This is a genomic window from Stenotrophomonas sp. 24(2023) (assembly GCF_030913365.1).
GTDB lineage: Bacteria > Pseudomonadota > Gammaproteobacteria > Xanthomonadales > Xanthomonadaceae > Stenotrophomonas.
In genome coordinates this window covers 4,121,428-4,147,053 of sequence record NZ_CP133160.1, presented here as the reverse complement: position 1 = coordinate 4,147,053, position 25,626 = coordinate 4,121,428, and the positions used below count along the sequence as shown (strand labels likewise).

26 protein-coding genes are annotated in these 25,626 nt (G+C 64.0%); 16 read left to right on the top strand and 10 right to left on the bottom strand.

Annotated elements, in window-relative coordinates:
• Nucleotides 1-38: 38 nt before the first annotated feature.
• The 5 genes from msuE to Q9R17_RS18895 all read left to right on the top strand — a co-directional run bounded on the left by msuE (nt 39) and on the right by Q9R17_RS18895 (nt 3,960).
• Nucleotides 39-620: an FMN reductase gene (gene msuE, locus Q9R17_RS18915; protein WP_308156115.1), complete on the top strand. Its 582-nt coding sequence runs from the start codon at nt 39-41 to the stop codon at nt 618-620.
• Between the two features lie 81 nt (nt 621-701).
• Nucleotides 702-1,679: a DUF1852 domain-containing protein gene (locus Q9R17_RS18910; protein ID WP_308156114.1), complete on the top strand. Its 978-nt coding sequence runs from the start codon at nt 702-704 to the stop codon at nt 1,677-1,679.
• A gap of 38 nt (nt 1,680-1,717) precedes the next feature.
• On the top strand, nt 1,718-2,752 hold the full coding sequence (locus tag Q9R17_RS18905; protein ID WP_308156113.1) for a methionine synthase: 1,035 nt from the start codon (nt 1,718-1,720) through the stop codon (nt 2,750-2,752).
• Between the two features lie 126 nt (nt 2,753-2,878).
• The gene (locus Q9R17_RS18900; RefSeq protein ID WP_308156112.1) at nt 2,879-3,193 is read left to right on the top strand and encodes a hypothetical protein; all 315 of its coding nucleotides are present in this window, start codon (nt 2,879-2,881) and stop codon (nt 3,191-3,193) included.
• Nucleotides 3,194-3,306: 113 nt separating this feature from the next.
• Nucleotides 3,307-3,960, top strand: a complete 654-nt coding sequence (locus Q9R17_RS18895) for a hypothetical protein (protein ID WP_308156111.1) — start codon at nt 3,307-3,309, stop codon at nt 3,958-3,960.
• Nucleotides 3,961-3,968: 8 nt separating this feature from the next.
• On the opposite strand, the gene Q9R17_RS18890 is transcribed toward Q9R17_RS18895, so the two are convergent.
• Both Q9R17_RS18890 and Q9R17_RS18885 read right to left on the bottom strand, forming a co-directional pair.
• Nucleotides 3,969-4,841 (bottom strand): bifunctional helix-turn-helix transcriptional regulator/GNAT family N-acetyltransferase, encoded by an 873-nt coding sequence (locus tag Q9R17_RS18890; protein WP_308156110.1) that lies wholly within the window; start codon nt 4,839-4,841, stop codon nt 3,969-3,971.
• Between the two features lie 167 nt (nt 4,842-5,008).
• On the bottom strand, nt 5,009-5,905 hold the full coding sequence (locus Q9R17_RS18885; RefSeq protein ID WP_308156109.1) for a LysR family transcriptional regulator: 897 nt from the start codon (nt 5,903-5,905) through the stop codon (nt 5,009-5,011).
• Nucleotides 5,906-6,021: 116 nt separating this feature from the next.
• Here Q9R17_RS18885 and Q9R17_RS18880 point away from each other — a divergent pair, with 116 nt between their 5' ends.
• Nucleotides 6,022-6,960: an alpha/beta hydrolase gene (locus tag Q9R17_RS18880; RefSeq protein ID WP_308156108.1), complete on the top strand. Its 939-nt coding sequence runs from the start codon at nt 6,022-6,024 to the stop codon at nt 6,958-6,960.
• A gap of 59 nt (nt 6,961-7,019) precedes the next feature.
• Here Q9R17_RS18880 and Q9R17_RS18875 read toward each other — a convergent pair whose 3' ends face one another.
• Entirely contained in the window at nt 7,020-7,373 is a 354-nt protein-coding gene (locus Q9R17_RS18875) for a hypothetical protein (RefSeq protein WP_308156107.1), read from the bottom strand.
• A gap of 535 nt (nt 7,374-7,908) precedes the next feature.
• On the opposite strand from Q9R17_RS18875, the gene Q9R17_RS18870 reads away from it, so the two are divergent.
• Genes Q9R17_RS18870 through Q9R17_RS18860 form a run of 3 tightly spaced genes read left to right on the top strand, consistent with a single transcriptional unit; the run spans nt 7,909 to nt 9,382 of the window.
• Complete coding sequence (locus Q9R17_RS18870) at nt 7,909-8,652, top strand: hypothetical protein (RefSeq protein ID WP_308156106.1); 744 nt, start codon at nt 7,909-7,911, stop codon at nt 8,650-8,652.
• 20 nt (nt 8,653-8,672) lie between these two features.
• Nucleotides 8,673-8,897: a hypothetical protein gene (locus tag Q9R17_RS18865; RefSeq protein ID WP_308156105.1), complete on the top strand. Its 225-nt coding sequence runs from the start codon at nt 8,673-8,675 to the stop codon at nt 8,895-8,897.
• A 35-nt stretch (nt 8,898-8,932) separates the two neighbouring features.
• On the top strand, nt 8,933-9,382 hold the full coding sequence (locus tag Q9R17_RS18860) for a GNAT family N-acetyltransferase (protein ID WP_308156104.1): 450 nt from the start codon (nt 8,933-8,935) through the stop codon (nt 9,380-9,382).
• A gap of 28 nt (nt 9,383-9,410) precedes the next feature.
• Here Q9R17_RS18860 and Q9R17_RS18855 read toward each other — a convergent pair whose 3' ends face one another.
• Nucleotides 9,411-9,806: an SgcJ/EcaC family oxidoreductase gene (locus tag Q9R17_RS18855; protein ID WP_308158385.1), complete on the bottom strand. Its 396-nt coding sequence runs from the start codon at nt 9,804-9,806 to the stop codon at nt 9,411-9,413.
• Nucleotides 9,807-10,096: 290 nt separating this feature from the next.
• Here Q9R17_RS18855 and Q9R17_RS18850 point away from each other — a divergent pair, with 290 nt between their 5' ends.
• Both Q9R17_RS18850 and Q9R17_RS18845 read left to right on the top strand, forming a co-directional pair.
• Complete coding sequence (locus Q9R17_RS18850) at nt 10,097-10,525, top strand: hypothetical protein (protein WP_308156103.1); 429 nt, start codon at nt 10,097-10,099, stop codon at nt 10,523-10,525.
• A 72-nt stretch (nt 10,526-10,597) separates the two neighbouring features.
• Nucleotides 10,598-10,996: a hypothetical protein gene (locus tag Q9R17_RS18845; protein WP_308156102.1), complete on the top strand. Its 399-nt coding sequence runs from the start codon at nt 10,598-10,600 to the stop codon at nt 10,994-10,996.
• A gap of 14 nt (nt 10,997-11,010) precedes the next feature.
• Here Q9R17_RS18845 and Q9R17_RS18840 read toward each other — a convergent pair whose 3' ends face one another.
• Nucleotides 11,011-11,937 carry a hypothetical protein gene (locus Q9R17_RS18840; RefSeq protein ID WP_308156101.1) on the bottom strand — a complete coding sequence of 309 codons (927 nt, stop codon included), beginning with the start codon at nt 11,935-11,937 and terminating at the stop codon, nt 11,011-11,013.
• Nucleotides 11,938-12,117: 180 nt separating this feature from the next.
• Here Q9R17_RS18840 and Q9R17_RS18835 point away from each other — a divergent pair, with 180 nt between their 5' ends.
• From Q9R17_RS18835 to Q9R17_RS18825, 3 genes are all read left to right on the top strand, one after another.
• Entirely contained in the window at nt 12,118-12,270 is a 153-nt protein-coding gene (locus Q9R17_RS18835; protein ID WP_162292569.1) for a hypothetical protein, read from the top strand.
• A gap of 83 nt (nt 12,271-12,353) precedes the next feature.
• Entirely contained in the window at nt 12,354-13,055 is a 702-nt protein-coding gene (locus Q9R17_RS18830; RefSeq protein WP_308156100.1) for a lasso peptide biosynthesis B2 protein, read from the top strand.
• 12 nt (nt 13,056-13,067) lie between these two features.
• Entirely contained in the window at nt 13,068-14,909 is a 1,842-nt protein-coding gene (locus Q9R17_RS18825) for an asparagine synthase-related protein (RefSeq protein ID WP_308156099.1), read from the top strand.
• Here Q9R17_RS18825 and Q9R17_RS18820 read toward each other — a convergent pair.
• The 4 genes from Q9R17_RS18820 to Q9R17_RS18805 are packed head-to-tail and all read right to left on the bottom strand — an operon-like array spanning nt 14,906 to nt 20,890.
• Nucleotides 14,906-15,616 (bottom strand): ABC transporter ATP-binding protein, encoded by a 711-nt coding sequence (locus Q9R17_RS18820; protein WP_308156098.1) that lies wholly within the window; start codon nt 15,614-15,616, stop codon nt 14,906-14,908. The two genes, Q9R17_RS18825 and Q9R17_RS18820, sit on opposite strands and share 4 nt — an antisense overlap.
• Nucleotides 15,617-15,628: 12 nt before the next feature.
• Nucleotides 15,629-16,987 carry an ABC transporter permease subunit gene (locus tag Q9R17_RS18815; protein ID WP_308156097.1) on the bottom strand — a complete coding sequence of 453 codons (1,359 nt, stop codon included), beginning with the start codon at nt 16,985-16,987 and terminating at the stop codon, nt 15,629-15,631.
• Nucleotides 16,984-18,447: a DUF3526 domain-containing protein gene (locus Q9R17_RS18810; protein ID WP_308156096.1), complete on the bottom strand. Its 1,464-nt coding sequence runs from the start codon at nt 18,445-18,447 to the stop codon at nt 16,984-16,986. Before Q9R17_RS18810 ends, Q9R17_RS18815 begins: the two co-directional genes overlap by 4 nt.
• A 10-nt stretch (nt 18,448-18,457) precedes the next feature.
• Entirely contained in the window at nt 18,458-20,890 is a 2,433-nt protein-coding gene (locus tag Q9R17_RS18805) for a TonB-dependent receptor (RefSeq protein WP_308156095.1), read from the bottom strand.
• A gap of 124 nt (nt 20,891-21,014) precedes the next feature.
• Here Q9R17_RS18805 and Q9R17_RS18800 point away from each other — a divergent pair, with 124 nt between their 5' ends.
• Together Q9R17_RS18800 and Q9R17_RS18795 are read left to right on the top strand one after the other, a co-directional pair.
• Nucleotides 21,015-22,730 (top strand): ABC transporter ATP-binding protein, encoded by a 1,716-nt coding sequence (locus Q9R17_RS18800; protein WP_308156094.1) that lies wholly within the window; start codon nt 21,015-21,017, stop codon nt 22,728-22,730.
• A gap of 387 nt (nt 22,731-23,117) precedes the next feature.
• The gene (locus Q9R17_RS18795; RefSeq protein WP_308156093.1) at nt 23,118-23,660 is read left to right on the top strand and encodes a hypothetical protein; all 543 of its coding nucleotides are present in this window, start codon (nt 23,118-23,120) and stop codon (nt 23,658-23,660) included.
• Between the two features lie 213 nt (nt 23,661-23,873).
• Here Q9R17_RS18795 and Q9R17_RS18790 read toward each other — a convergent pair whose 3' ends face one another.
• Complete coding sequence (locus tag Q9R17_RS18790) at nt 23,874-25,001, bottom strand: hypothetical protein (RefSeq protein ID WP_308156092.1); 1,128 nt, start codon at nt 24,999-25,001, stop codon at nt 23,874-23,876.
• Between the last annotated feature and the right edge of the window lie 625 nt (nt 25,002-25,626).

Genomic DNA, 25,626 nt, shown 5'->3' with positions numbered 1-25,626 from the left:
TCCCCCACCGAACCGCCCCTTCCCAGGAAAGCGAACACATGACACGTCCCCTGCGCATCGTTGCTGTCTCCGGCGGGCTGCAACGCCCCTCCCGGGCAGCCACCCTGGCCCAGCACCTGCTGGACCTGATCGGCGAGGAAGTGCCGTGCCAACCGCACCTGATCGAACTGGGCCAGCTGGCCCCGCACCTGGCCGGCGCCCTCTGGCGCTCGCAGCTGCCGGACACCGTGGAGCGGGAGCTGGCCGCCGTTGAACAGGCCGATGTGCTGGTGGTGGCCACCCCGGTCTACCGCGGTTCGTACACCGGGCTGTTCAAGCATTTCTTCGATTTCATCGACCAGGATGCGCTGGTCGATACGCCCATCCTGCTGGCCGCCACCGGTGGCAGCGAGCGCCATGCGCTGGTGATCGACCACCAGCTGCGGCCGCTCTTCAGTTTCTTCCAGGCCCGCACCTTGCCGCTGGGCATCTACGCCACCGACCGCGATTTCGCCGATGGCCGGGTGCACGACGAAGCCCTGGTACAGCGGGCGCGGCTGGCGGTGCAACGGGCGTTGCCGCTGCTGGCGCTGGCCCACCGCACCACCACCACTGCCGTCGCCAAGGTGGTGGCGGCCTGACACGGCCCACGCCGATTCCTTTGAATGCCGGATGCGCCCGACAGGCATCCGGATGCCATCCCGCCAGCCAGAACGCAGGCCATGACGAACCACGACTTCACCTTCAGCATCACCCGCATCCCCTTCGACGAGCACTACCAGCCGGCCGAAGGCACGCGCATCACCACCAACTTCGCCAACCTGGCCCGGGGCGAACGCCGCCAGGAAAACCTGCGCAACACGCTGGCGATGATCAACAACCGCTGCAACGACCTGGCGCACTGGGACAACCCCAGCGCCGACCGCTACGCAGTGGAACTGGATATCATCTCGGTGGAAATGCACATCGATGCCCACAGCGGTGACGATGCCTTCCCGCTGATCGAAATGCTGCGCCCCACCGTCGTGGACACGCACACCGGCGCCCGCATCGAGGGCATCGTGGGCAACAATTTTTCCTCCTACGTGCGTGATTACGATTTCAGCGTCGTGCTGCCGGCCAGCAACGAGGGCAAGGCCACCTTCGGCATTCCCGAGGGCTTTGGCGACCTGCACGGCAAGCTGTTCAAGCACTTCCTGGGGTCGGGCGCCTACCGCGAGCACTTCGACAAGCCGCCGGTCATCTGCATCAGCGTGTCCAGCAGCAAGACCTACCACCGCACCGAGAACCATCACCCCATCCTGGGCGTGGAATACCGCCAGGGCGAGTTTTCCCCGACCGACGAGTACTTCGGGAAGATGGGCCTGCAGGTGCGCTACTTCATGCCGCCGGGCAGCGTGGCCCCGCTGGCGTTCTACTTCCAGGGCGACCTGCTGGGCGACTACTCCAACCTGGAGCTGATCGGCACCATCAGCACCATGGAAGCCTTCCAGAAGATCTACCGCCCGGAGATCTACAACGCCAATTCGGTGGCCGGCAAGGTCTACCAGCCCAGCCTGAAGCACCAGGACTATTCGTCCACCCGCATCGTCTACGACCGCGAAGAGCGCAGCCAGCTGGCGGTCAAGCAGGGCCGTTTCACCGAAGAACATTTCATCAAGCCGTACCGCACCGTGCTTGAACAGTGGGCCGCCCGCTGACTTCCCCTTCGCCAACCGGACACAAGAACCATCGCCCCATGAAGAAACTACTGCCCACCTCGACCGCCGGCAGCCTGCCCAAGCCCGCCTGGCTGGCCCAGCCTGAAAAACTCTGGTCGCCCTGGAAGCTGCAGGACGAGGAACTGATCGAAGGCAAGCAGGACGCGCTGCGCCTGTCCCTGCAGGAACAGCAGCACGCCGGCATCGATATCGTCAGCGACGGCGAGCAGACCCGCCAGCATTTCGTCACCACCTTCATCGAAAACCTCAGCGGCGTCGATTTCGAGAAGCGCGAAACCGTGCGCATCCGCGACCGCTACGATGCCAGCGTGCCGACCGTGGTCGGTGCCGTCAGCCGCCCCAAGCCGGTGTTCGTGGAAGACGCCAGGTTCCTGCGCACGCAGACCAAGCAACCGATCAAGTGGGCGCTGCCGGGCCCGATGACCATGATCGACACCCTGTACGACGCCCACTACAAGAGCCGCGAAAAGCTGGCCTGGGAATTCGCCAAGATCCTCAACCAGGAAGCGCGCGAGCTGGAAGCGGCCGGCGTGGACATCATCCAGTTCGATGAGCCGGCCTTCAACGTGTTCTTCGATGAAGTGAACGACTGGGGCGTGGCCACGCTGGAACGCGCCATCGAAGGCCTGAAGTGCGAAACCGCCGTGCACATCTGCTACGGCTACGGCATCAAGGCCAACACCGACTGGAAGCAGACGCTCGGTTCGGAATGGCGCCAGTACGAAGAGTCGTTCCCGAAGCTGCAGACCTCCAACATCGACATCATCTCGCTGGAGTGCCACAACTCGCACGTGCCGATCGACCTGATCGAGCTGGTGCGCGGCAAGAAGGTGATGGTGGGCGCCATCGATGTGGCCTCCAACACGGTGGAAACACCGGAAGAGGTGGCCAACACCCTGCGCAAGGCCCTGCAGTTCGTCGATGCCGACAAGCTGTACCCCTCCACCAACTGCGGCATGGCCCCGCTGGCCCGCAGCGTGGCCCGCGGCAAGCTGCACGCCCTGAGTGCCGGTGCGGCAATCATCCGCGCTGAACTGGCCGGGCAGGGCTGAGCCCACGCCATGCAGCATCGCTGGGCCGTGGCGTTGGCCATGGCCCAGCGGGCGAGGCGGGGCAGGGTAAAGCGAAGATCGTGCGGCAGTGGTACCGTCCGGAAAGCACACCCGGAACCTGACCGCATGCAGATGAAACCCCTTCGCCCTCCCATGATCGTTGTCCGCGACTGGGCCACCGAGCTGTCAGAAAAGCTGGGGCGGCCGGCGCAGACCCTTCGCGAGAATGGACTGGGCGCCCGCGATTTTTCCAGCGATACCCGGGTCGAGCTGAGACGTCCGACCGGCTTCACCATCGCCATACCGCTCTCGTTCTGCGTCACCGATGCGGCAAAGGGCGTGGCCGTCTTCAGCGAACACGATGGCTACATCGAGTTCAGCCTGGAAGAGGACGATGTTGCCAGCGAGATTGTCGAGCACACTTACCGACACGGCGTTTGAGCGGGGTTGGCCCGCACAGGGCCATCGTGCCCATGGCCACCGGCCAGTGCCATGATCGGGCCGCGCCGCCGGGAAGGCGCAGCGATGATGTTTCGTTCCTGCAATGAGGCGGCATGTCCACACCCACGGCTCCATCCGCATTCCCCTGGCGCGTGCGCACCCCCACCATCATCCGCGCGATGGGGGCACCGTATGTCGATGCCTTCTTCAAGACCGGGGCCCTGCGCATCAGCTCATTTGAAGCGTTCCGCACGCACCCCAACGAGCTGCGCCGGGACGAGCACGAAGGCATGGCCACCATGGAAATCCACGCACCGCAGTCACGGCTGAGCGCGGTGGCCATCAACGGGCAGGAAGCCTACGTACTGTGTGCATCGCTGCACGAACCAGTGTTGGCGCCCGGCGAGCAGGGCCTTGTCATCGATGACACTGTTGCATTCGCGGCAGCCATTGCAGGCGTGCTGCCCGGCGCCATCGGCGGAACGGAAGGGCCATGCGTCTACCGCGACGACACGCGGTACACCGCCACCGACAACCACGCCTTCACGCCACCGCAGGACGGCGAAGACCTGGACGCCTGGGCCGACCGGCACGAGCGCGTGCTCGGGCGTCATATGCAGAACGCGCTCTTCATCAAGCACGCCCGCTACGCGCATGAACGCGAGTACCGCATGATCTGGTTCTGCTCAGGTACGCGGCAACCCTACATCGACATCCTGTGCCCGCAAGCGGTGGCGTTCTGCCGCCGGTTGCACGGCCCGGCCTGACCCGCACCTCATCGCTGGCCCGGGCGTACGAAGCACTGCTCAAGCACCGCCTTGCCCCACTGGTCACCCATGCGCTGCGCATCCAGAACAAACCCCCGCGACTCATACAGGTGCCGCGCCGCATCCAGGCCTGCGAAGGTCCACAGATGGGTGCCAGCAAACGCATGCGCATCCACGAATGCCAAGGCGGCGTCCAGCAGCCGCTTGCCGATGCCTCTGCCGTGGAAGGCATCGGCCAGGATGAACCAGCGCAGGTGCGCCAGGTTCCCACCCAGATCCTCCCCATCGATGGCGATGGCGCCGGCAACCTCGCCATCAACCACCGCTGTCCAGATCTGGTTGCGCGGGTTGTGCAGGCGGCCGCAGAAATCGGCCAGGCCCGCGGCCACCACCGATTCGAACGGCTGGCCGAAGCCGGCCTCGCGGGCGTAGTAGCGCGCATGCAGTTCAGTGACCTTGGCGATCAGCGCCGGCCGGTAGCCGCAGGACACCCCCACGGCAGCGAGGGCAGCCGAAGCGGGGGATTCCCCCCGCAGCCCCCGGCTGTAGCGTTGCAGCCCCTGCACGATGCCCTGCTGCTGGTCCTGCGGGAAACCGCGCAGGGCGTCTTCCACCTGCGCCCGCGCAAACGCATCGATGGCACGCAGTGCCGTGCGCCCGGGTTTGGTCAGCGATAGCGGTTTGGTCCGCCCATCGGTATCGGCGGCGCCCTGCGCCACGTAGCCCTCATCCACCAGCTTGCGCAGCATCCGGCTGACGCTGGATTTTTCCAGCCGCAACCGTTCGCCCAGCTCGCGTGCGGTCAGTTGGCCGGTGCCGAGTTCGATCAGCGCATGCACGGCCGACGGCGAAAGCCCCGTGCCGGCGAACGGCCCGCCCATGAATCCCCAACTGCGCGCGAGACCGCGCGACGCGCTGCGGATCGCCTCCACGGTAGTTGCGTCGGTCGCCACGGCGGTGCCTCAGAGGATGATGGTTGTACGCTACAACCATTTTTTGGACCCCGCAAGACAGGCCATCAGCGGGCCGATGACGGGGCAGGGCACCCTCAGCCGGCCCAGCGCTCCACCATCAGATCGATGAAGCAGCGCACCTTGGGCGACAGGTGGCGCCTGCTGGGATACACCGCCTGCACCGGCACCTGCTCGGTGCCATGGCCCGCCAGTACCTGCACCAGGCGGCCATCGTGCAGGTGCGCGGCCACCAGGAACGCGGGCAGGCAGGCCACGCCCAGCCCCAGCAATGCGGCATCACGAATCGCCTCGGCACTGTCCAGCCGCAGCCGGCCATGGGGGCTGACCTTGCGCCAATCGCCCTTGCCCTCCTGCAGCCGCCACGGCTGGCGCTTCAGGCGGCTGCTGAACACCAGGCACTCGTGGTCGAGCAGATCGTCCACGCGCTTCGGGGTGCCGTGCGCCTGCAGATAGGCCGGCGCGGCACAGACAACCGCGCGGTGGTGCGCCACCGTGCGCGATACCAGGCTGGTATCGGCCGCATGCTGGCCGATGCGTACGGCCAGATCGAACCCTTCCTCGATGAGGTCCACCACCCGGTCGGAAAAGCTCGCCTCGATCTGCACCTGCGGCCACCGTTGCCGATAGTCGGCCAGCAACGGCAGCACCTGCGAACGCCCCAGCGCATCCGGCAGGCTGATACGCAGGGTGCCGCGCGGCACGCCGCTGTTCTGGCCCACGCTGCCTTCGGCGTCTTCCAGGCTGCTGAAGATCTGCGTGCAGTGCTGGTAGAACACCTGGCCATCGTCGGTCAGGCCCAGCGTGCGGGTGGTGCGGTTGAGCAGGCGCACGCCCAGGTGGGTTTCCAGGCGGGTGATCGCCTTGCCCGCAGCCGAGCGGGTCAGGCCCAGCAAACGCCCTCCCGCCACGAAGCTGCCGGCATCCACCACGGCCACGAACGCGCGCATTTCATCCAGATTCAAACCCTGCACAGTCCACTCCCGTCGGCGCCACAGTGGGGAAATCCAGTCGCCTATGCCAACCATACACTGGAACCTCAGTCGCCAATCCCGATCATTCGCATCGGGGGCCTACCGAGGAACCCCACATGACCTTTTCTCCGCTGGTCCAGGCACGCCTGGACGCCTGGGTGGCATCGGCCGCCGATTTCGGCCCGCACCTGCTCGGGCAGGACACCGCCATCACCCTGGATGCGCAACGCCACGCCTACGAACAGGTGCTGGCCGCGCACCCCATTCCCGCCGGCGTCACCCCCCATGACATCGACATGGGCGGGGTGCCCGGCAAGGTCGTGGTGCCCGACACCGTGGAGGGCGACCGCATCCTGCTGTACATCCACGGTGGCGGCTATGTCGGCGGCAGCCCGACGGGGTACCTGGGCCTGGCCGGGCATTTCGCCACGCGGCTGCGGGCCCGGGTCTACCTGCCGGACTACCGCCTGGCGCCGGAGCATCCGTTTCCCGCGCCGCTGGATGACACCTTGGCGGCCTACCGCTGGCTGCTGCAGCAGGGCCACGACCCGGCATCGATCGTGTTCGCGGGGGATTCGGCCGGCGGCGCGATGGTGGTTTCGGTGATGGTGAAAGCGCGCAACGCGGGCCTGCCGCTGCCGGCCGGCGGTGCGGCGCTGTCACCGTGGGCCAATCTGACGCACACCGGCGCGTCCATCGACACCCGCGATGGGCTGGACCCGCAAGCCTCGCGGCAGGGGCTGACCCTGCTGGCCAAGGCCTTCCTCAACGGCGCGCTGCCCACCGACCCCGATGCCTCGCCCGTGTTTGCCGACGTGCGCGGGCTGCCGCCGATTCTGGTGCAGATTGGCGAAAACGAAGTGATGCTCAGCGATGCCATGCGGCTGGCCACGCACCTGGGCGAAAACCGCGTGCGCGTCTCGCTGGAAGTCTGGCCGGGCATGTTCCATGTCTGGCATCTGTTCGCCGCCATCCTGCCCGAAGGCCTGCAGGCGGTTGAGAATGCGGTGCGGTTCCTGGACCAGGCGATGGGCAGCACGCCGCCCGTTGAGTGAGTGGCACGGGCGCGGCCGTGTGCGGGCAATCCGTTGCCCACACAGGGCCGCGTGCGTCTTCATTCCGGCTGCAGGCGGGCGCTGGCGTGTGCGGTCAGTGCCAGGCTGGCCATCATCAAGCCTTCCATCACCCGGTCACCCACGTACTGCTCGGGTTCGCCGTTCTGGCGCGTGCGTTCGGCGGCCAGCAGGATTTCCTGCACCACGCGCAGGCCGGTCAGCGCGCAATCGGTGTCGGCCAGGGCCATCTGCCGGCCACGCAGCTGGTGGCGTTCGGGCCAGGGCTGGCCATCGGCGGCAAGGCCACCGCCGATGCCGTGCAGGATGGCGATGAGACTGTTGGGGTCCAGGACGGGCTCGGAAAAGGCGGCTTCCTGGATGGGCTTGAGGGCAGGCGAGTAGGGCTTGGTCATGGCATGGCTCCGTGCATGCAGGCAGAAGCCGCCACCGATAAAGGTGGCGGACGATGCGTGGCTCGAAAACCGGGTCGTTGTTCAAACCGGCGGGCCGAAGCCCCCACGCACCGCCCGCCATAGCCGGCAGACGGATTGCCAGCCGGCACCGCGCTGGGCGGTACCGGCTGGCAAGCGTAAACATCAAACAACGACTCGGGTTTTCGACGCCCGGCCACCCGTTTTCGGTGGCGCAGCAAGGATTACCAGCCGTTGTGCGCAGTGCCAATAGTTGGCGGCCGATAGGGCCATCATCTGCGACGTTATCGGCATTGTCGCACAGGCTGGGCAGGGGGCGAAAAGCTTGGCGGACAGGCGTTGCCGCTGTGTTCGCCGATGCCTGCCAAAACCGGGCATGGGCGACGCGCGGCAAGCGCGGGACATGGCGAATGCGACACTATCCTCCTCTGGCACCATAGGCTGGCGATCGGTTACCCGACCCCGGGGCTGCCACTTACGCCCAGCGGCGCCACTTCATTGAGGAGCAAGGGATTGCATGAGACAGGACGTCGATATCGGCATGACGCAGCGCATGTGGCGCGCGATCTGCCGGCGTGGTCAATCGTATGCCCGCTCCCGAGCTGCAAGCACCCGCCTGGCCGTGCTGCTTACCGCGGGCGTATTGGCCGGATGCAGCGACACGACGACGTACCGGATACAAGGCGCGGGCGGTGACTTCTGCGTACCGGACGCCGTTGACATCACCCCGCCCAGCCCCGGCCAGGGCGATGTGGTTCACGGTGGTTTCGCGCTCAGCGGCCGGTGCCGCGAGGGCGGCGAGGGATGCAGCGGTGCCGACGGGCTGATCTCGTTGGCGGTCATGGACCTGCGCGAGTTTCGCGGGTGGCGGTTTGTGGACTTCCCGGCAGACGCCTACATTCCCGACGTCGCCGTATCCCGAATAGACCAGGCCCAGCGGCTGGATGCTGCGATGCTGGCCATTCCCGATCCAGGTGAGAAGGACGCATGGTTCATCTGGCGCCAGGTCGGCGTGCCGCACCCGGCCGTGGGAGGGGAAGACGAATTGATGGCCAGGTGCAGCTTCGCTCCCATGCATCAGAGTTACTTCTGTGACCGGAGGCTGCGAGGGCCCGGCTACATGGTGGAGTATTCCTTCAAGGCGGGGAAGCGCCTGCCAACGTCATTCGCCTCCCATGACCAGCAGGTACTGGACGAAATTGAGCGGCTGAGATGCGACCAGGCGCCTCACAAGGAAGCATCCGGGGCGATCATCGGGTAATCGGATAGAAGGAGAGAAGCATGCGTATCCTGTTTCATGTCATCTGGGGCACGGTCGTTTTTCTGGCCCTGCTGGGCCTGGCCACGCTGGTGATTGTGTCCACGCTCGATTCGCCCATTTCCGCCGGGCAGCTGGGTTACAAGGCCGGCCAGCATTTCTTCTGGCTTCTGGGAGGGACGGCCCTGATCCTGTTGCTGGCATCGCGGTATGGTTGGTTGCCGGGGCTGCGCCGCCGCAGTACCTGACCGGCCTGGAAACAAACCACACAGGAGCATTCGCCATGACCATGACAGTGCGCATTGCGCAGGAAAGTGATCTGGCCGGGGTGGCCGAACTGTTCGATGCCTACCGGCAGTTCTACGGCCAGCCGGCCAACATCGCCGTGGCCACGGCCTTCATCGGCAGCCGCCTGCACGAGGGGTCGTCACTCATCCTGGTGGCAACCAACGACGCCGGGGCGATGGTGGCGTTCACCCAGTTGTACCCCCTGTTCGATTCGGTCGGTGCCACGCCCAGCTTTGTGCTTTACGACCTGTATGTGCGGCCGGATGCCCGCCGGGCAGGGGTGGCCAAGCAGTTGATGCACGAGGCCCGGTCTGTGGCCCGGCAACGGGGTGCAGGCAGGATCGAACTGCAGACCGGGAAGGACAACACCGCCGCCCAGCGCCTGTATGAATCACTGGGCTGGGTGCGCGATACCGATTTTTTCATCTACGCCATTACGCCCTAGACGGGTCAAACGCTCCCTCACTGCCGGCCTATGGCGTGCCGGCAGGCGGGCCGCCCTGCGGCGGGCGATTCATGTTTTCCATATCCGAACGGATCAGCCACTTTCCCTGGGCGGAACGGCGCAACGTGAGCGTGAACTTTCCGGTTTCCGTCACGTTCTGGCCGAAGCCGTAGGTGCCTATGATCGCGCCGCTGTTGCCGCCGGTGTCGTACGCCAGTGCACGCAACCGCAACGGGCTTCCGCCCTGGCCACGGTAGGCGTTGCGGATGGCCTCGCGCCCGCGAACCGGCGGCTGCCCGCTCTGCAGCACGAACCCGTCCTCGGTAAACAGCAAGGCCAGTGCATCGGCATCATCTGCGCGCCATGCCCGCTCATAATCCCGCAGCACCTGGTCCAGCGCGGCAGGCAGTTCGATGCTTTCCATGCCTTGGGCGGTGGCGGTGGCCTCGGGGCGCTGCGGCTGCGGCTGCGCGAAGGATGCGTTACACGCGGCGAGTGCTGCCAGGCCGATCAGGCCTGCGATGCCAAGCTTCATGCGTCTGCTCCTGCGTTGGTGATGGCCCTGCCAGTTGGCATGCGCGGGCAGGATTGAAGGGCATCTTAAGCGGGCCGGGGTGGTGATGGAGGGGGGGGGGCTATACGTAACGCGTTATTTAAAAGGGAGTACCCGGAAAGCCCTACAATCACCCGACCCAACAGGAGGTGGGGCAGGGGATGAAACTGCAAACAGGGGTTGCCGGGCTGTTGCTGGTGTTCGCCATGACGGCGGGGGCGCAGCAGATTCATTCCGCGACCGGGCCGGCGGCCCGTCCGCTACCGGCGCCGCCGAAGCCGGCGCACAATTCGATGGCCAGATCCACAACGCCGTTCAATTGCGCGCAGTACCGCTGGCCCAATCACCCGCATCCGGGCTTCAAATCCTTCTGTGATGGCATGGAGGCCAATGCGCTGCAGGGCGAAGCCCAGAGGGCAGGGCGCCCGGGGCCATCCACGGAGGTGGCAACCTTGCCGCCCCTGGGGTCTGCGGAAGCCAAACAGAAAGGCGTGGCTTGTGTTGGTGGCCAGGCCATGCGGCGCCTGGCCAATGGCTGGGAACAGGTGTCCTCGCCATCCGGGGGGTGGCTGCGCTGCCGCGAGCGGTAAGGTGGCGCGTTGCCGTTTGTCGGCCGCCAGATATGCATGTGTTGAGGCCAGTGAATGCATTCTTTATTCGAAATGACGCTCTACCTGAGGGGCGCGGAACTGCGGCCCGATACCCTGTCCGCGATCCTGGGCGCGAAGCCGACGCGCGCGCACGAAAAGGGAACGCGTTGGGTGACGTCTGCAGGCAGTGACGTTGTAGAGCGGATAGGGCTGTGGTCCCTGTCCCTGCAAGGTGAGCAAGCCGACATTCCTCGCATGATCTCGACCATCGGATGCCTTGTAGGACGCGCAGGCATTCCAGTGACCGAGCTTCCGGGCGTGGACGAGGCGTTCCTCGACATACTTGTGATCGCCACGGCCGACGAAACAGGGGGAGGAACCTGCGAGCTTTCAATGGCGGCGGAGACGGCCTGCGCACTGGGGCAGCTGGGCGTGCCTGTGCAGATGACGCTTACGGTGGTTGTACCGTAGGCTGGCATCCCCCGCTAGACAGAGGGTATCGTCATCCTCTGCAGATCAAGCTTGGCCCTGAGCGCATAGTGCTTGCGGGTGACCGGTACGGTGCAGGTCAGGCGTGGGTCCATGTAGTCCTTGAACAGCGGCGGGCGCGAAGCGCTCAGATAGAACTGCCGATCCTGCTTGACCGCCGCTGGCAACAACACATCGGACAGATCGCTGTCGGACGCATCGGTCACAAGGCAGGGCGCATGGCGGAAGCCCAGCCTGCGCAGCAGGTACAGCCTGTGCGAGCCGTTGGTCAGGATGATCCGGTGGCCAATACGTGTGGCACTGATCAGGTTGTCGCTGAAACCGAGATAGATGACAAGGGCGTGGCTGGCCGCGCCGAACGGTTCGTAGTCGGCGATGGTGCGGGGGTCGATCGTCGCCACGTCCAGGAACCGCAGGTCGTTGGACGCAGACGCAAAAGTGTAGCTGCCATCAGACTGGGTAAAGCGCACATCCGGATGTGCGTGGCGTCCACTTCGCGCCACCAGTTCCATGATCTCGCGCGCATCGGGTGATGCAGCCGTAGCCGCCGCAAGCTGATCGATGTGGCGCAGGTTGATGCATTCCTGGAAGACCACCAGGCGGTCAATCTCCACCATCTGCCAGCGGCGGGGTACTGCACTCGTCAAGCGGTGCATCGAGGGCTGGCGCAGGGCCTGCTCGGCCAGCGGCAGCATCTCTTCCGGCAGGGGGAGGACATCGATTGCATCGGCGGCGTCCGCGGCGTCCTCATGAAGACGACGCACCAGGGCGCGAGCGTTCCGCCACTGCTCAACCAGCATCGCCTCATCAAAGCTTCCTGGCGGGCAACGTTCCCTGACGAATCGGATGAACTTCGGCAGCGGAAACAGGCCCCTCAGCAGCAGGGTGGGGTCAAGGCCATCGTCATTGATTCCGGTGGGCATCCATTTTGCTCCCTGGAGAGTCGCTGCAGCGACGTCCGATCATGGACGGCCGTCACGCCAAAATAATATGTTATATCGTAACATTTGTGTGCCTTGGCGGCAATCGCCCTGCCACACGCGGGCGACGCTGGCTTGGCCACTGCATCGCGTAGGTGCATCCACTGACTAGAGGAGATGTTCATGAACGAACTGATTGAGCTGGGCGTAGTGGCTGGAGAGCAGAATCACGAAGACCAGGGTGAACTGATCGAGCTGGGCTCGGTGGTTTCCGAAACGAAGGCGCACAACCACGGCACGTTGTGGGATGGCGTTTTCCCGACCACCTCGCCCTGATCCATCGCGCCATGCATGACCTGCGGTGCATGCTCCGGCATGCACCGCTCTGATGCCTACAGCAGCATGAGATTACCCTCGCGATGGACCAGCCTGAGGCCCGCTATTTCCTTTCGAAACACGCACATGTCTGTGTGACCGGCGACGCGATGGTCATCCTGGACCAGGCAACCGGCAGCTATCTTTCCATCGACCGGCGCGGGGCGGCAGGGCTGGGCGGGCTGGTGCTGGACTGGCCCTTGGCCTCCAATGGAATGCCAAGGCCCAGAATGCTTCAGACGCTGCTTGATCGGCGCCTGATCACGCAGGACCGGCTGCGTGGCAAATCCGCAGCGAGCGCCAGGATCGCGTTGCCACGGTACTGGGTGCGCGAGGGCGAACCCCGGGGATGCCCGCCGATCACGGCCCGCGATGTGCGCCGTTTCCTGGCCTCGGTCACGCGCGCAGCGTGCAGCAGGACGCTTCTGCCTTTCAGCTACACGGTGTCGGCAGCGCGCAGGCGCGGTCAGGCATCTGCGGCAGGTGAGGTGAATCTGCAGCAGTTGGCCCTGCTGGTCCGGGTGTTCGATTGGTTGCGGCCAATCGCCTTCAGGAAGACCGATGAGTGCTTCCTCTACTGCCTGGCCATGCGCGAGTTCCTGTCGCGGTACGGCATCGTTCCGGCGTGGGTCTTCGCGGTGCGGACCCAGCCATTCGCGGCGCATTGCTGGTTGCAGCACGGCGACCAGGTCCTGACCGACATCCCCTTCAACCTGCGCCGGATGACGCCCATCCTGGTGCTGTAGGCGGCCTGATCCATGTACCGATATATCGCTGTTTTCTGGAACGATCATTCCGAGTCCGCCCATGCGCAGGCCCAGCAGGCCATGGAACGGATCGAAGAGGGCCGCCCCGGCATCGCCTGCGTGATGAAGGGCAACGGGGCCGCCATCTATGCCCAGAGTGACAACCCCGGTTACTTCGAATACAGCCGATCCGGCTCGCTGGTGGTTCTGGGCAAGCTGTTCCACAAGGTCTTCGGTGCCGACACCGTTCCTGCGCAGGCGCGCCCCGATGCTGCCTCGGCAGAGGCCGCCTGCCGCACGCAGGGCGTGAACCTCGTGGAGCATTACTGGGGGCGCTACGTTGCCTTGGGCTACCAGCCGGACACCTCCAGCTGGTTCGTACTGCGCGACCCGACTGCGGAAATACCGTGTTACATGACCACGGTAGACCAGCTGACGGTGGTCTTTTCAAACATGGAAGACTGCCTTCTGCTGGGGTTGGGTGATTTCAGCGTCGACTGGTCGTTCCTTTCCTATTCGCTGCTGTTCCCGTTCCGGGACGGCCTGCAAACAGGCTTCGAGGAGGTCACTGCGATCGAGGCGGGCGAGGCGGTGACGATCCGCAATGGCCAGCCGGTCGGCCGACACTATCAGTGGGATGTCGTGCGGCAGGCAAGCGAAGCACCCATCGACGATCTCGAGGAAGCCGTACAGCTGGCACGTGCAACGCTGCTGGGCTGTATTGGTGCGCTGGCCAGCCAGCATCGTCGCATCCAGCTTCAACTGTCCGGCGGGCTGGACTCCTCCATTGTCCTCGCCGGCCTGCTGCATGCGCCCTCCGCACCGGAGGTGACATGCGTCCACCACTATGATGCCGGCATTGGTGCCGACGAGCGCATGTTCGCACGCATGGCGGTTGCCGGCGCCCGTGAATCCTCCGGAAGAAACTGCGCGTTCGTCGAGTACCAGCGGCAGCCGCACTGCTCGCTGGAAGAGATCATGGATTTCCCGCGAACCGCCCGTCCTGCGCACTGCTCGGGCTACCTGCTGCATCGGCGCGACGTGGATTTCGACGCAGACACGGTGCAGTTCACCGGTGTCGGCGGCGATGCGGTCTTCCTGCGCTTCAAGGGCAATGCCGCTGCCATCGACTATGCGTGGCGGCGCGGGATCGACCGCGACTTTTTCCGTGTCGCGTTCGAAACCGCACAGTCGGGCGATTCGCTGTACGGGGTATTCAAGGATGCCTTTCTCCAGGGCGTGCTCAAAAAGCCTGGCCGCATCAACGGCCGCTGGGGCAACCCGTGCGAATGGGTGAAGGTGGATGCTTCCGAACAGGACGGCATGCCGCCCGCCTGGCTGCGGCATGCACGCACACAGGGGCACAGGCTCTCTCCACACAAGCTGGCGCATATCGGCCGGATGATCTTCCCGACCAGCGTGCTCGATCCCTTCGAGGGCGCCGGACGCTGGCATGGCGTATCACCGATCAGCGCACAGCCTGTGGTCGAACTGTTCGCCCGTCTGCCCCTGCATGTGCTGATGGCCGGTGCGGAAGACCGGACGATCGCACGTCGTGCACTGCAGGGTCTGCTCCCGCAGGCGCTGCTGTCACGCAAAGTGAAGTCCTACCTGGACGATCACTCGGTTGCCGTCACCCAGCAGCATCAGCCCTTCATCAGGAGCCTGCTGGTGGATGGCCTGCTGGCGCAGCGGGGCTACATCGACAGCGCATCGGCCGATGCAGGCATCCGCAGGGTCAGCCCGGATCACTCATCCCAGGTGTTGGGCATCTTCGGCCCGCAGGTCAACATCGAAGCCTGGCTCAGGCGCTGGATGGGTCCCCCCGGCGTGCCTGCGGCCGGGGTGGCCTAGGTACCCCGGCTCATTTCCTCAAGGTAGAGGCTCTCAAGATCATTCGCGGTGATCGTGCTGGCATCCAGTGTTCTGCGCAATCTGCCGGCCTGCATCAGCCCGATGGTCGTCGCCACTTCGCGGGCGCGGAACAGATCATGGGTAGCCATCAGGACCGCCGTGCCGCGGTCGCGTTGGCGCACGATCAGTTCGTGGAACTCGGCCGATGCGGCGGGGTCCAGGCCGGACGTAGGCTCATCAAGGAGCAACGCCTTGGCGTCCTTGATGATGGCCAGCGCAATACCCACCTTCTGGCGCATGCCCTTGGAGTAGAGACCCACGCGCCGCCCGAATGCCTCGGGTGCCAACCCGGCGGACCTGAGCGCTTCTTTCAGTCGCGCGGGCGAACGCTGCGCTACAGCAGCCAGGCGCGCGAAGTAATCCAGGTTTTCATAGCCGGTCAGTTCGTCATGAAGCGCCACATTTTCCGGGATGTACAACAGGCGCCTGCGCACCTCCTGTGGCCGCTGGCAGGCACTGAGCCCGTCAACCTCGGCGGACCCGGATGTGGGTTCGAGGAAGCCCAGGAACAGCTTGATCGTGGTCGACTTGCCAGCCCCGTTGGCACCCAGCAGGCAGAAGATCTCGCCAGGGCGCACCGTAAAGCTCACATCATCGAGCGCCCGATGCGTGCCGTGTTCCTTGACCAGATGCGTTGCAGTCAGCATGTGTGATGTGCCTCAGGGGATGGCCAGCCGACGCCGCATCGACCAGGCCGCGATCAGCAGGAGGAGGGTAGCGACAGCCAACACGGCCAGGTCGACCAGTACGCCGCGCTGCAGGACGCCGGCCGTTTCCTGGAACTGGAAACCGGTCAGGGCGTCGTACTCGGCCAGCGTCTGTGGCACGTCACGGTCAAGATAGTCCTTATGCAGCTGCCGGCGCGCCTGCCAGTACGCCAGGACCTGCTGCTGGAACGCCAGTGCCCGGTCAGCATCCGATCCGGCGAGGCGGTCCAATGCATCCTGCACCGCCACCGACGGCAGCAGCAGGCGGGCCCGGTCGAGTACCCGGCGCCGCGCATTCCCGGCCTCTGCATGCGCGTCGATCAAGGGTGCGATCGCTCGATCGGCCCGGACCAGATCGGCATAGGCCACGCGTACGGCATCAGCAATGCGTGGCGGTGGTGAGCGCATGGCGGGTGGCTCTGCCGCGTGGCGCCGCTGCTGCTGTCGGGCAGTGTCGGCCAGCTGCGCCTTCAGCTCGGTCGCCAGCTGCATCTGTGAGGGCGGTGGAACCATCAGGTTCACCGCTGCCAGGACCAGCGACGGGGCCATGACCACGATCAGCAGCCACAATGCGCCGGCGGCGATGGCGGCCTCGGTGGTGCGCCGGGCGAAGCAGCCGATAAGCACCGCCAGCATCAGCCAGAAACTGCCGTAGGCGAGCACGACCAAGGCAAGCACCGCCAGGCTGGCAGGGCGTGTTGCTCCCGAGCCGGCGGCAACGGCGATGATGATGGCCAGGGCAGGCAGCAGCACGATGGCGCCGCGGGCCGATGCCTTCACCGCGATCAGCCGCCCCGCCGCGATGGGCTGTGACAACACCAGCGCTGTGATGCCGCGCTCGCGTTCGCGTGACCAGAGATCGAAGGTGGCTGCCAGGATGACCAATGGCAGCAGGAATACGATGACGAACGCCAGGTCAAATCGGCCGGCGGCCTGCGCTGCGGGATTGCCGATGTCGGACCACACATGCCTGAGCAGCTGGGTACGGTCACCCAGCGCAACCACGTCGGCGGTGTAGGGGTAGGCTTCCGCCTGTCCAATCGACACTGCCGCCATCGGGCCGGGAGGGAGCACCGGCTGGACGCGGGGCAGTACCGACGGCGCCTTGCCAACGAACCCCCGGCTGCGGTCCCTGGCGTCCTGTTCTTCCACCTTGATCAGGGCGATGGCTGCCTCGCGCTGCCCGACCCAGGCGCTGCCATTCCATGCAGCGTAGGCCGCCAGCACCAGCAGCAGGCCAAGCAGCACCGGCAACGCGCGGTCACGCAGCAGGCGACGGATTTCATGCCCTGCAATCGACAGGCTGCTCATGGGGCACTCCCAAGGTGCCGTGCCGAAGTGAACACCAGCCCGAGCGCCAGCAGCATCCAGGCCAGCAGAATGGCGAAATTCACCGCCTGCGCCGAGGCGATGTGGCCCAGCGGCGGCTGCCGCGGGTTGTACACCACTGAACGGGTAAGGGTCGCAATATCGGCCAGATGCTTGCTGCCGTTGGCGGCCTTGTGCAGCTTCACTTCCAGGTTGAGTGCCTGGATCAACCGGTAGCGATAGTCTTCGACCCCGCGCAGGAATGCCAGATGTGCAGGGAAATCGGTGCGCGCCAGCGCCCGTGACATGGCCTGCAGGGCGAGGGTGGGGGACACCGCCGTGAAGGCCCGCTGCGTGATCTCCTGCCGCTGGTAGGTGGCGTAGATGCGTTCGAAGTGGCGGTTGTAGGTATCGCTTGAATTCGCCTCGGCAAACTCCAGCGCTACGCCGCGGAAATTGATCGGCAGGTAGTCCACATGCTTCACCTGGTAGCGCGCCAGCATCTGCGCTCTCAGCGCATCCAGTCGTTTGTCCGCCGGGTCATGCCCATCAGCACCGTTCTCCGCGTCCTCGATGACCGCCGCACGGAACGAGGGTGCCGAAGGCGTCGGATCCAGCGATTCGGCCAGTGCGGGGGCCACCCGTGGCGCGAGCAGGGTGGCCACCACCCAGAAGCCGAGCAGCACCACCAGCGACGTGCGCGCCGCGCTGAAGCGCGCCGAGACACCGATGGTGATGGCGCAGAACAGCAGGAGATAGACTGCATAAACCACGACCATCGCGACGAGCGCCATGATGTCGGCCACGCCGAGGTTGTGTCCGGCCATCCCCGGGAGGCTGACGGCCAGCAGGGCGAGCATCAGCAGCAGCGATGCCGTCACCAGCGCGATCAGTCTGCCGCCGATCAGCACATGGGCCGATGCACCACTGCCGAGCTCCTGGCGGAGGGTTTCGCGGGCGACATCGCCGGAGAGGCTGGCGAACCCGGCAAGGATGATGAGCAGTGGCGCCACGACCTGCAGTGCCCATGCCGCAGAGAATCCCTCGAACCGGCTGAGCGCGGTACCGGCGTCGATGGGGCGGTGCCGGGCGGGGTTCTGCGCATGGCCTTCGATGAACACGGACGTGCCGATGAAATCGGTGATGCCCGGGTCAAGCGCCGCCAGCGGCCGCACCGGCGCGGGGATGGCGCGGCCCACGTGCGCGGCGGCATGCGGATCGATCGTGCCCTGGCTGTCCCACAGCCCCGCTTCCTGCTCCGCTACGATCTGGCGTTCCTGGGCCTGCTGGGCCAGCCGTGCCGCACCGGTCGTAACCGACGCCCCAGCGAGCACCAACAGGGCCAGCGCCAGCCAGAGCAGGCGCCGTTCGCGCCACATCAACTTCAGCTGTGTCGCGGCAACGGCCAGCATCTGGCGCAGGGCCAATGCGGGTCGGGAGAAGGCGGGGCAGGCATCGCTCATGGCGGCAGCCTCACCAGCGATGGGTGAGTGTCATGGACAGGAAGCGGCCGAGCGCCGTTGCATTGGTGGGGTCGAAACCAGTATTGATGCTGTTGACGATGAAGGGCGGATTCCTGTCCAACAGGTTCTGTACGTTGAAGGCCAGCGAGGTGCCTTGTCCGGCGCCGGCAGAGCCGCTGAAGTCATACCTGAGATTGAGGTCGATCGTCGTCCACGAACTGACATGAGGGTCGGACCGGTTGGCCGGATCGCGATAGCTGTCGATGTAGTTCACGAACAGCCCGCCCGCCGTCTGCCGGTGGCTCACGGCCAAGCCACCGCGGACCTTCAGGTCGACCGGGAAGTACACCATGTTCACGGCGTCCACCTCGGGCGAAGTGGTGGTCACGCGGCGTTTGGCGTCGATGATGTACTGGCCGCCGAGGTTCAACGCAATGTGGGTCTGCCCGACGTCGACATCGTAGGAGGCGCTGAAATCAACGCCGCGTTGCGAAGTGAATGCGTTGTTGCGGAAGCGGTTGTCGAGGATGACCTCGCTGCTGGCCTCATCGGTTCCGGGGGGCAGGGCGTACGGGCCCACCCGCGATACGAACAGGCCCAGACCCGAGATGCCGAGCTGGCGCGCCTGCTGGATCTGCTGCGGCGTCGGGTTGACAGTCAACAGGTCTGCATAGGGGGCGGTGGACTGCAGGAACAGCGACGGGAAGCTGCCGCCGAAACCACTGCCGATCCGGTCGGCATACTCGATGTGATAGTAGTTCGCGTCGATCTTGAGGCCCGGCAGGGACGGCGGCGCGAACGAGAAGCCGCCGGTCCAGGTCTTGGCACGTTCAGGCCCGAGATCCGGGTTGCCGTTGGAGAGCATCATCAGCACCGTGCTTCCGTTGGCCGCATTCGGGTTGGGCACCTTGGCCACCACCACGGTGTTGTTCAGCTGCATGTCCTGGTACACCGGCGCCCGGTAGGAACGGCCGTAGCTGGTGCGCAATGAAAGTCCTTCCGTCGCTTCCCACAGCAGGCCCAACTTGGGATTGAGGGTGGAACCGAAATCGCTGTAGTCGTCGTAGCGTGCGGCAGCGCTCAGCGATAGACGGCGAATGCCGGGCTTGCCTGCCAGCAGCGGAATGTTGAGCTCAGCGAAGGCGGACTGGATCGTGCGGTGCAGATCCAGCGGCTTCTCAAGGCCACGATGATCGAGCAGTTCATAGCCATCGCGGCGGTAGCCCGCACCGAACGCCGCGCGTATGCCGCCAGCCGGAAGGCTGAACAGTTCGCCGTCGGCGATCACTTCCAGGTAGCGCGATTCAGAATTCGTCTCCGTCGGCGGCGCAGTGCTGGCGGAACTGCCGGTGATGGTGGTTCTCTCGTAGGTGACGTCGCTCCTGCCGAATCCGGAATTCAGACGCGCCTGCCATTGGCGCGGAAGCTCCAGGGTAAGGCCGGCGAACACATCGAACTGCCGCGTGTTCGGGAACAGGCGGGTCTCGTCGGCGGTCCCGGAAATGGTGGTGTCCATGTCGCGCTTGGCGAACGAGCCGGTCAGGTTGAGTGTCAGCACATCGCTGAGCTCCTGCACGCCGTCCAGATACAGGCTGTGCCGCTTCGAGCCGGGGTAGATGTCGTAGGGCTTGACCGTGACGTTCCTGGAAAAGTCCTTGTCGACTGCAGCGAGGTTGGCCTGCTTCAGGAACTCGTAGCTGGCCATCAGATGACCCCCATCCCAGGACCAGCCGGCGGACTGTGATGCCTGGTACTCATCCATGTTGCCGCTGGTGACGCTGCCATAGCGCAACGAGGTCTCGTAGCCTGTGAAATCCCGGCGCAGGACGATGTTGACCACACCACCGACGGCATCGGTGCCGTAGATGGCGGAGGCACCATCGGTGAGGATCTCCACGCGCTCGATGGCGCTCAGCGGGATCAGCGAGATGTCCACGTACTGATAGCGGTTCGAGGAGGTCACGCGGTGGCCGTTGACCAACGTCAGCGTGGTGCCGGTGCCGAGGCCACGCAGATTGATGGCCGTACCCTGGCCGAAGTTGTTGCCGGTATCGCGATCGACACCGAGGTTGCCGACATTGGCGCCGTTGGCACCGCCACCGAAGTTCTGCGGCAACTTCTCGAAAAGTTGCTGCAACGAGGCCACCCCGGTTCGATCAATGGCCTCCCTGTCGATCACGATGACCGGGGAGGCGCCACCGCCGATGGCATCGCGGATGTTGCTGCCAATGACCATCACCTTGTCCAGCGTGGCGGTATCGGATCGACGGTCGCTCGGGGCAGGGCGGGCCGAACCACTGGCCTCCTGCGCCATCGCCGGCGCGTTGAGCTGCAGTGCAGCGGCCAGGCTGGCGACCACCAGCGCCTTCGGCCTGGCGGTGGATGCGTTATTCGTGCCCCGGTCCATCGATCTCATCGGATGTTGGTCTGCGACGCGAGCCATCGCGCCTTCAATAGATATGTTATAGCATATCATTCATAATGCGCGACGGCCCCGGTCGCCCTGAGGGGAGAGGGCAGTCGCTCCGCCACACGGGAGTCATTTCACCGATACTGGACCGACGCTGATGAGAACGTTCGCGCTGCCTCCGCCGGTCACCGAGATCCTCGCCGCGTTCTGGAAGGCGGACCGCAGGCTGCTGCTGTTGATTGCCGCCATCGTCGTGCTTTCCAGTCTGGCCACGGTGGCGGCGCCGTATCTGTTCTCGCGCTTGATCGACCGCATCAGCACGGAGGGCCTCCGGGAACTGGCGGGATGGTTCCTGCTCTACGCACTGATGCTCGGGGCTGCCAGCGTCCTGCAGAACACCGTGCAATACCTGTCGTTCCTCAGTGGGGAAAACCTGGGCTACGTCACCAGCACCCGCTACTTCGAGCGCCTGTTGAAGAAGGCCCACAGCTTCTTCCTGGATTACAATGCAGCCGAACTGCAGGTGGCCGGGGAGAAGGGCCGCAACGCGTTGAAGATCGTGGTGCAGCTGGGCCTGGTCGTGTTCATTCCCAGCGCACTGCAGATCCTGCTGACCCTTGTGACACTGGGCGCATTGATCAACCTGCAGGTGGTGGCGATCGTGCTGGGCTACGGTTCTGTTGCCATCACGCTCTCGGCCATCGCCACCCGGCGTGCACGGATCCATCGCGAGGCGGCTGTCGAGGCGAGCCAGCAGAATGCGCGCTTCGTCGGCAATGCGATGAACGCGATGGAGACGTTGCGGCAGTTCGGCGGCAGTGCGTGGATGATCCAGCGCTTCGACCACAAGGCCCAAGAGGTCCGCGACAGCTGGCGCGCCTATGTGCTGCAGCGGATCGGCTTCATCGCGCTGCTGGGCATCGGCCTGGCGGCCGAGTTCATCGTCACCTTCGCAATGCTGCTCCCACGCCACCAGAGCGGTGCACTGAGTGTCGGCGACATCGTCCTGTTCAATCTGCTGCTGCTGCAGCTCAATATGCCCTTTGAAATGATCGCGCGCTCGATCGATGACGTTGCCCGCTCCTGGTCCATGCTGGCGCCGCTGTCGGCCTTGTGGGCGGCACCCGAAGAACAGCAGGCAGCGGACGCCGGCCGATTCGAGGGAGAATGCGGCCGGATCGAGTTTCAGCATGTCAGCCATCGCTATGGCAATGGCCGCGGCATCGACAATGCGTCCTTCCACGCCGGACGGGGGGGTATCAACTTCCTGATGGGGGAAACCGGGGCAGGGAAGTCCACGCTGTTCAAACTGGCACTGAAGTCGATTGAGCCCCAGGCTGGCCGGATCCTGGTTGATGGCGCCGACCTGGCCCACATCGACCGTGCCGCGTGGCATGCCGCCGTCGCCGTCGTTCCCCAGGATGTCATCCTGCTCAACGAGAGCCTGGCCGACAACATCCTGCTGGGGCGCCCGCGCGACGATACCCGGTTGCGCCAAGCCACCCACAAGGCGTCGATCCTGGCCTTGATCGACGCGCTGCCCGAAGGCTTTGAAACCACGGTGGGTGAGCGCGGCCTGAAACTCTCCGGCGGCGAACGGCAACGCATCGCCATCGCGCGTGCGCTCTATGGGGAACCCGCGATCCTGCTTCTGGATGAAGCCAGTTCGGCGCTGGATGAAGCTACGGAGCGCGAGATCATTGCCTACATCCGCGAATTGGCCAATGAGGTGACTGTATTGGCCATCACCCATCGATGGAGCGTTGTGACCGCAGCCGACCAGGTCATCGATCTCACGGGTGATCGCAGTCGGCTTTCGCCATCGGCACAGTGCCGCGCGAAAGTGGCTACAGGGCTGCCACGCCTTTTCTAGCCCATGTCCGAGCGGCCATGAGCGCCGGGAAAATGACTCTGGACGCTCAACATCAGAGCCTCTTTGTCCGCCTGCTGTTGCGCGAAGTCAGATTTGTCCGTTTGGCCTCCCTCTGCTGCTACCTTTCTAGTCAGCCCCAAGCCGGCGCGCACCCAATGTGCTGTGGAACGCTCTTTACTCGGACACCCGGCAGGGAGGGCGATTAGGGATGTTTATCGGGGGTGGGGCAGGCACCCTTTCCTTTCCTCAAGCGGACGCTCTGGCGCGAGCAGGCGGCAGGCTTTAGGTCGCAATTGGCCGGCGAACCTGCTGACTGGTTGCATTGCCCGTTGATGCATTGTGCATTGAGTGAGAGTCTACGCTGCAGTTACCTCAGGCCTCAAACGGATGATCGAATCAACTTATTGGCGGCAAGAGCTGCGCGCAGAACTGATGTGGCTGAAGCGGCACCGCAAATATCGCAGATGGTCAGAGAAGCAGCTAGTTCTGTTTGAGCGCCGTCTAATGCTAGTGGCGTTCCAGGTCCGCTCCTTACTTGAGCGTCCCAAGGTCAATGATGATGCTCGCAGCGTTCGACTGCGTGCAATTCGCTACAAGAAGATCGGGAACAAACCATTCACACTTGTAGGCACAGGATTTTCGGAGGATCGATTCGACATTGCAAACCCAGAGACTACTGAGCTGAGCGCTCCCGATGTTTGCAACCAGCTCATTCACTACTACTGGATGCAGACATGCTCAGAGGGAACCGCGTTCAAGAGCATGCTCGTCTTCTCCGACTACATGCGCCATAAGTGGGCTTACGAATTCTTGATCGAAGACCTAATAGGCATCTTCAGCGTATTCGCCGATGAATCGTCTGCGGCTACCAGTATCAGCTTTGAGTGGAACGATAGAAAGCAAGACTACGTGACTCAGGATGCTCGCTGAGAGCTAATGACGCGGGCACCTAGCTATTGCTTCTGCGCCCCTGGAAGACGACAGGCCTTGGCCGGGCGGGGAGGACTGGCGGGGCAGGGGATTAGGCAAATTTATCGGGGGTAGGTAAGGGCAACTCCCGACCCGTTCAGCACTAGCCTGGGGTGGCGGGCGGCAAGGTCAGCATCTATTGGAGTGCCAGTCTTGTTCTCGGGACGCATCGAACTAATACAGAATGTCGTCCGGTAGCGCCTGTGGACTTCCACTCCTCTCCTCAAGAAACTTTGCGCCGATGGCTTTGAAGCGCTGCTCGCATTCGTTCGGGAGCTCAATCAGTTCATTAGTTAGGTCCCTTTTAACGCTGTACTCCAGGCCGATTAGACTCATCCGTGCCGCATTTTCCTCCCATCCCTCCTGGAATACAGGTGTCTGGCCTCTTGCGGCGTACTCGCGCCGAATTTTATCCATCTGTCGCTTTGCTTCTTCGCTTGCTTCTTTTCCAGCATTCGCCAGAGCGAGTAGGTATTTCTCTTTCATTGTTGCGAAATTGGGGCGTTCGCATTGAAATTTAGCACCCTCCTTTTCAAATTGATCTGCAAATTCGTTAGCCATCTCAACCGTGTAGTGCGGACTGCGCAACGCCCTGATGTGATCGCCAGTTAACTTCACGAGCGTCTTGTAGTCGGGCCAATTTTTCTCGTATAGCTCGATGTCTCGAACAATACTCTGAGCCGCTGTTTGCTTTTCCGCCGCTGAATTTGCGGAATCAGCAGCATTATTTATATGCTTGTAGATTAACGTTCTTCCAGTGTCCGCACGAAGAATTTGCCAGCTTGCCTCTTCTGAAAAGATTCTCCATCTTGCGTCTGTTAGGCCTTTCTGGGCGGACTTTGTTGAGAGCTGCGCGGCCTGCTCCTTGGCTTGTGCGGCTATTGCTTCAGCATGTGCTCGTCTTGACTCGATCTCGAGCGCGTTTCGCTCCTGCTCCAGCCTGCTTAGTTCTTGCCTCTGGCCGGACAGGGTGCTGTTCAACTTTTCCATTGTGCGTCTGCCGTGCTCAATGTCTGCCACTGTTTTCTTTCGATCTTGCTCGAGGCCTGCCACTTGCTCTGCAAGTAGCTCCTTCTGCTGGGTAGGGATTACTGTGTTTTTGAACGTTAGCCACAGAACAACCACAGTCACTAGTTGTATGAAAATAGACGCGAGGTTAAGCCAACGGTCGCTATGGCCGACAGTTGTTTTGGCCGAAGCATCTAGGTCGGCATCAGGAAGCGCTGCTGGTTGTTTTGAGTCGACCGAACCGCGAGGTACCAGCAGACCCAGTTCTGTGCGTATGTACTGTTCGTCCCGCATGCGTCTTATGCCCCCCCCAGGTCACTGGGCAAATTATGAACTAAGGACGCCTCTAAGGGGCGCCCGAGAACCCCTGATTGCCGGCATTCTAGTTCCACCATCATCAAAGGTATGAGCCAATGATTAGCGTGTCTGCCTGGGCCGGACACGAAGCCAAGCGCCAGCGATTGCGGTGGTAGCCTCCATAGGTCCTTAGCGGTACCGGAAACGAAGGGGCTATCGAGAGCGCCGCTAAGGGCCCTCTCCGCGCAAGCCCCAAGTCCCGCAGTTAGCTCCTCCGCGGCCAGCGGCGATAGGACTTTGGGCCAGAGCGAGCCACCAGCCCCCAACTGCCCGCTCTGTAGGTCGAAGGCTGCTGAGAGGTTGGCAATTTCCTCAGCACCACAGTAGTTCGCGGCAGCGGGGCGGAAGCCTCCGTAAGCCTGAGCCGTAGATAGCAGTCCGGCGACAAGAATTTCTCCGGACGGCCTGTCGATTGACAGCGCCCAACTCAGCACCGGGCGAACCAGCTTTGACTACCCAATAGGCTTTGATCGCCTACCGAGATCTACCGAAGCCAGCTTTGCCTTATCAATCTGAAACCCGATGTTCGAGTGGCTGGCTCGCACTCGTCGGTCTGTGAGCC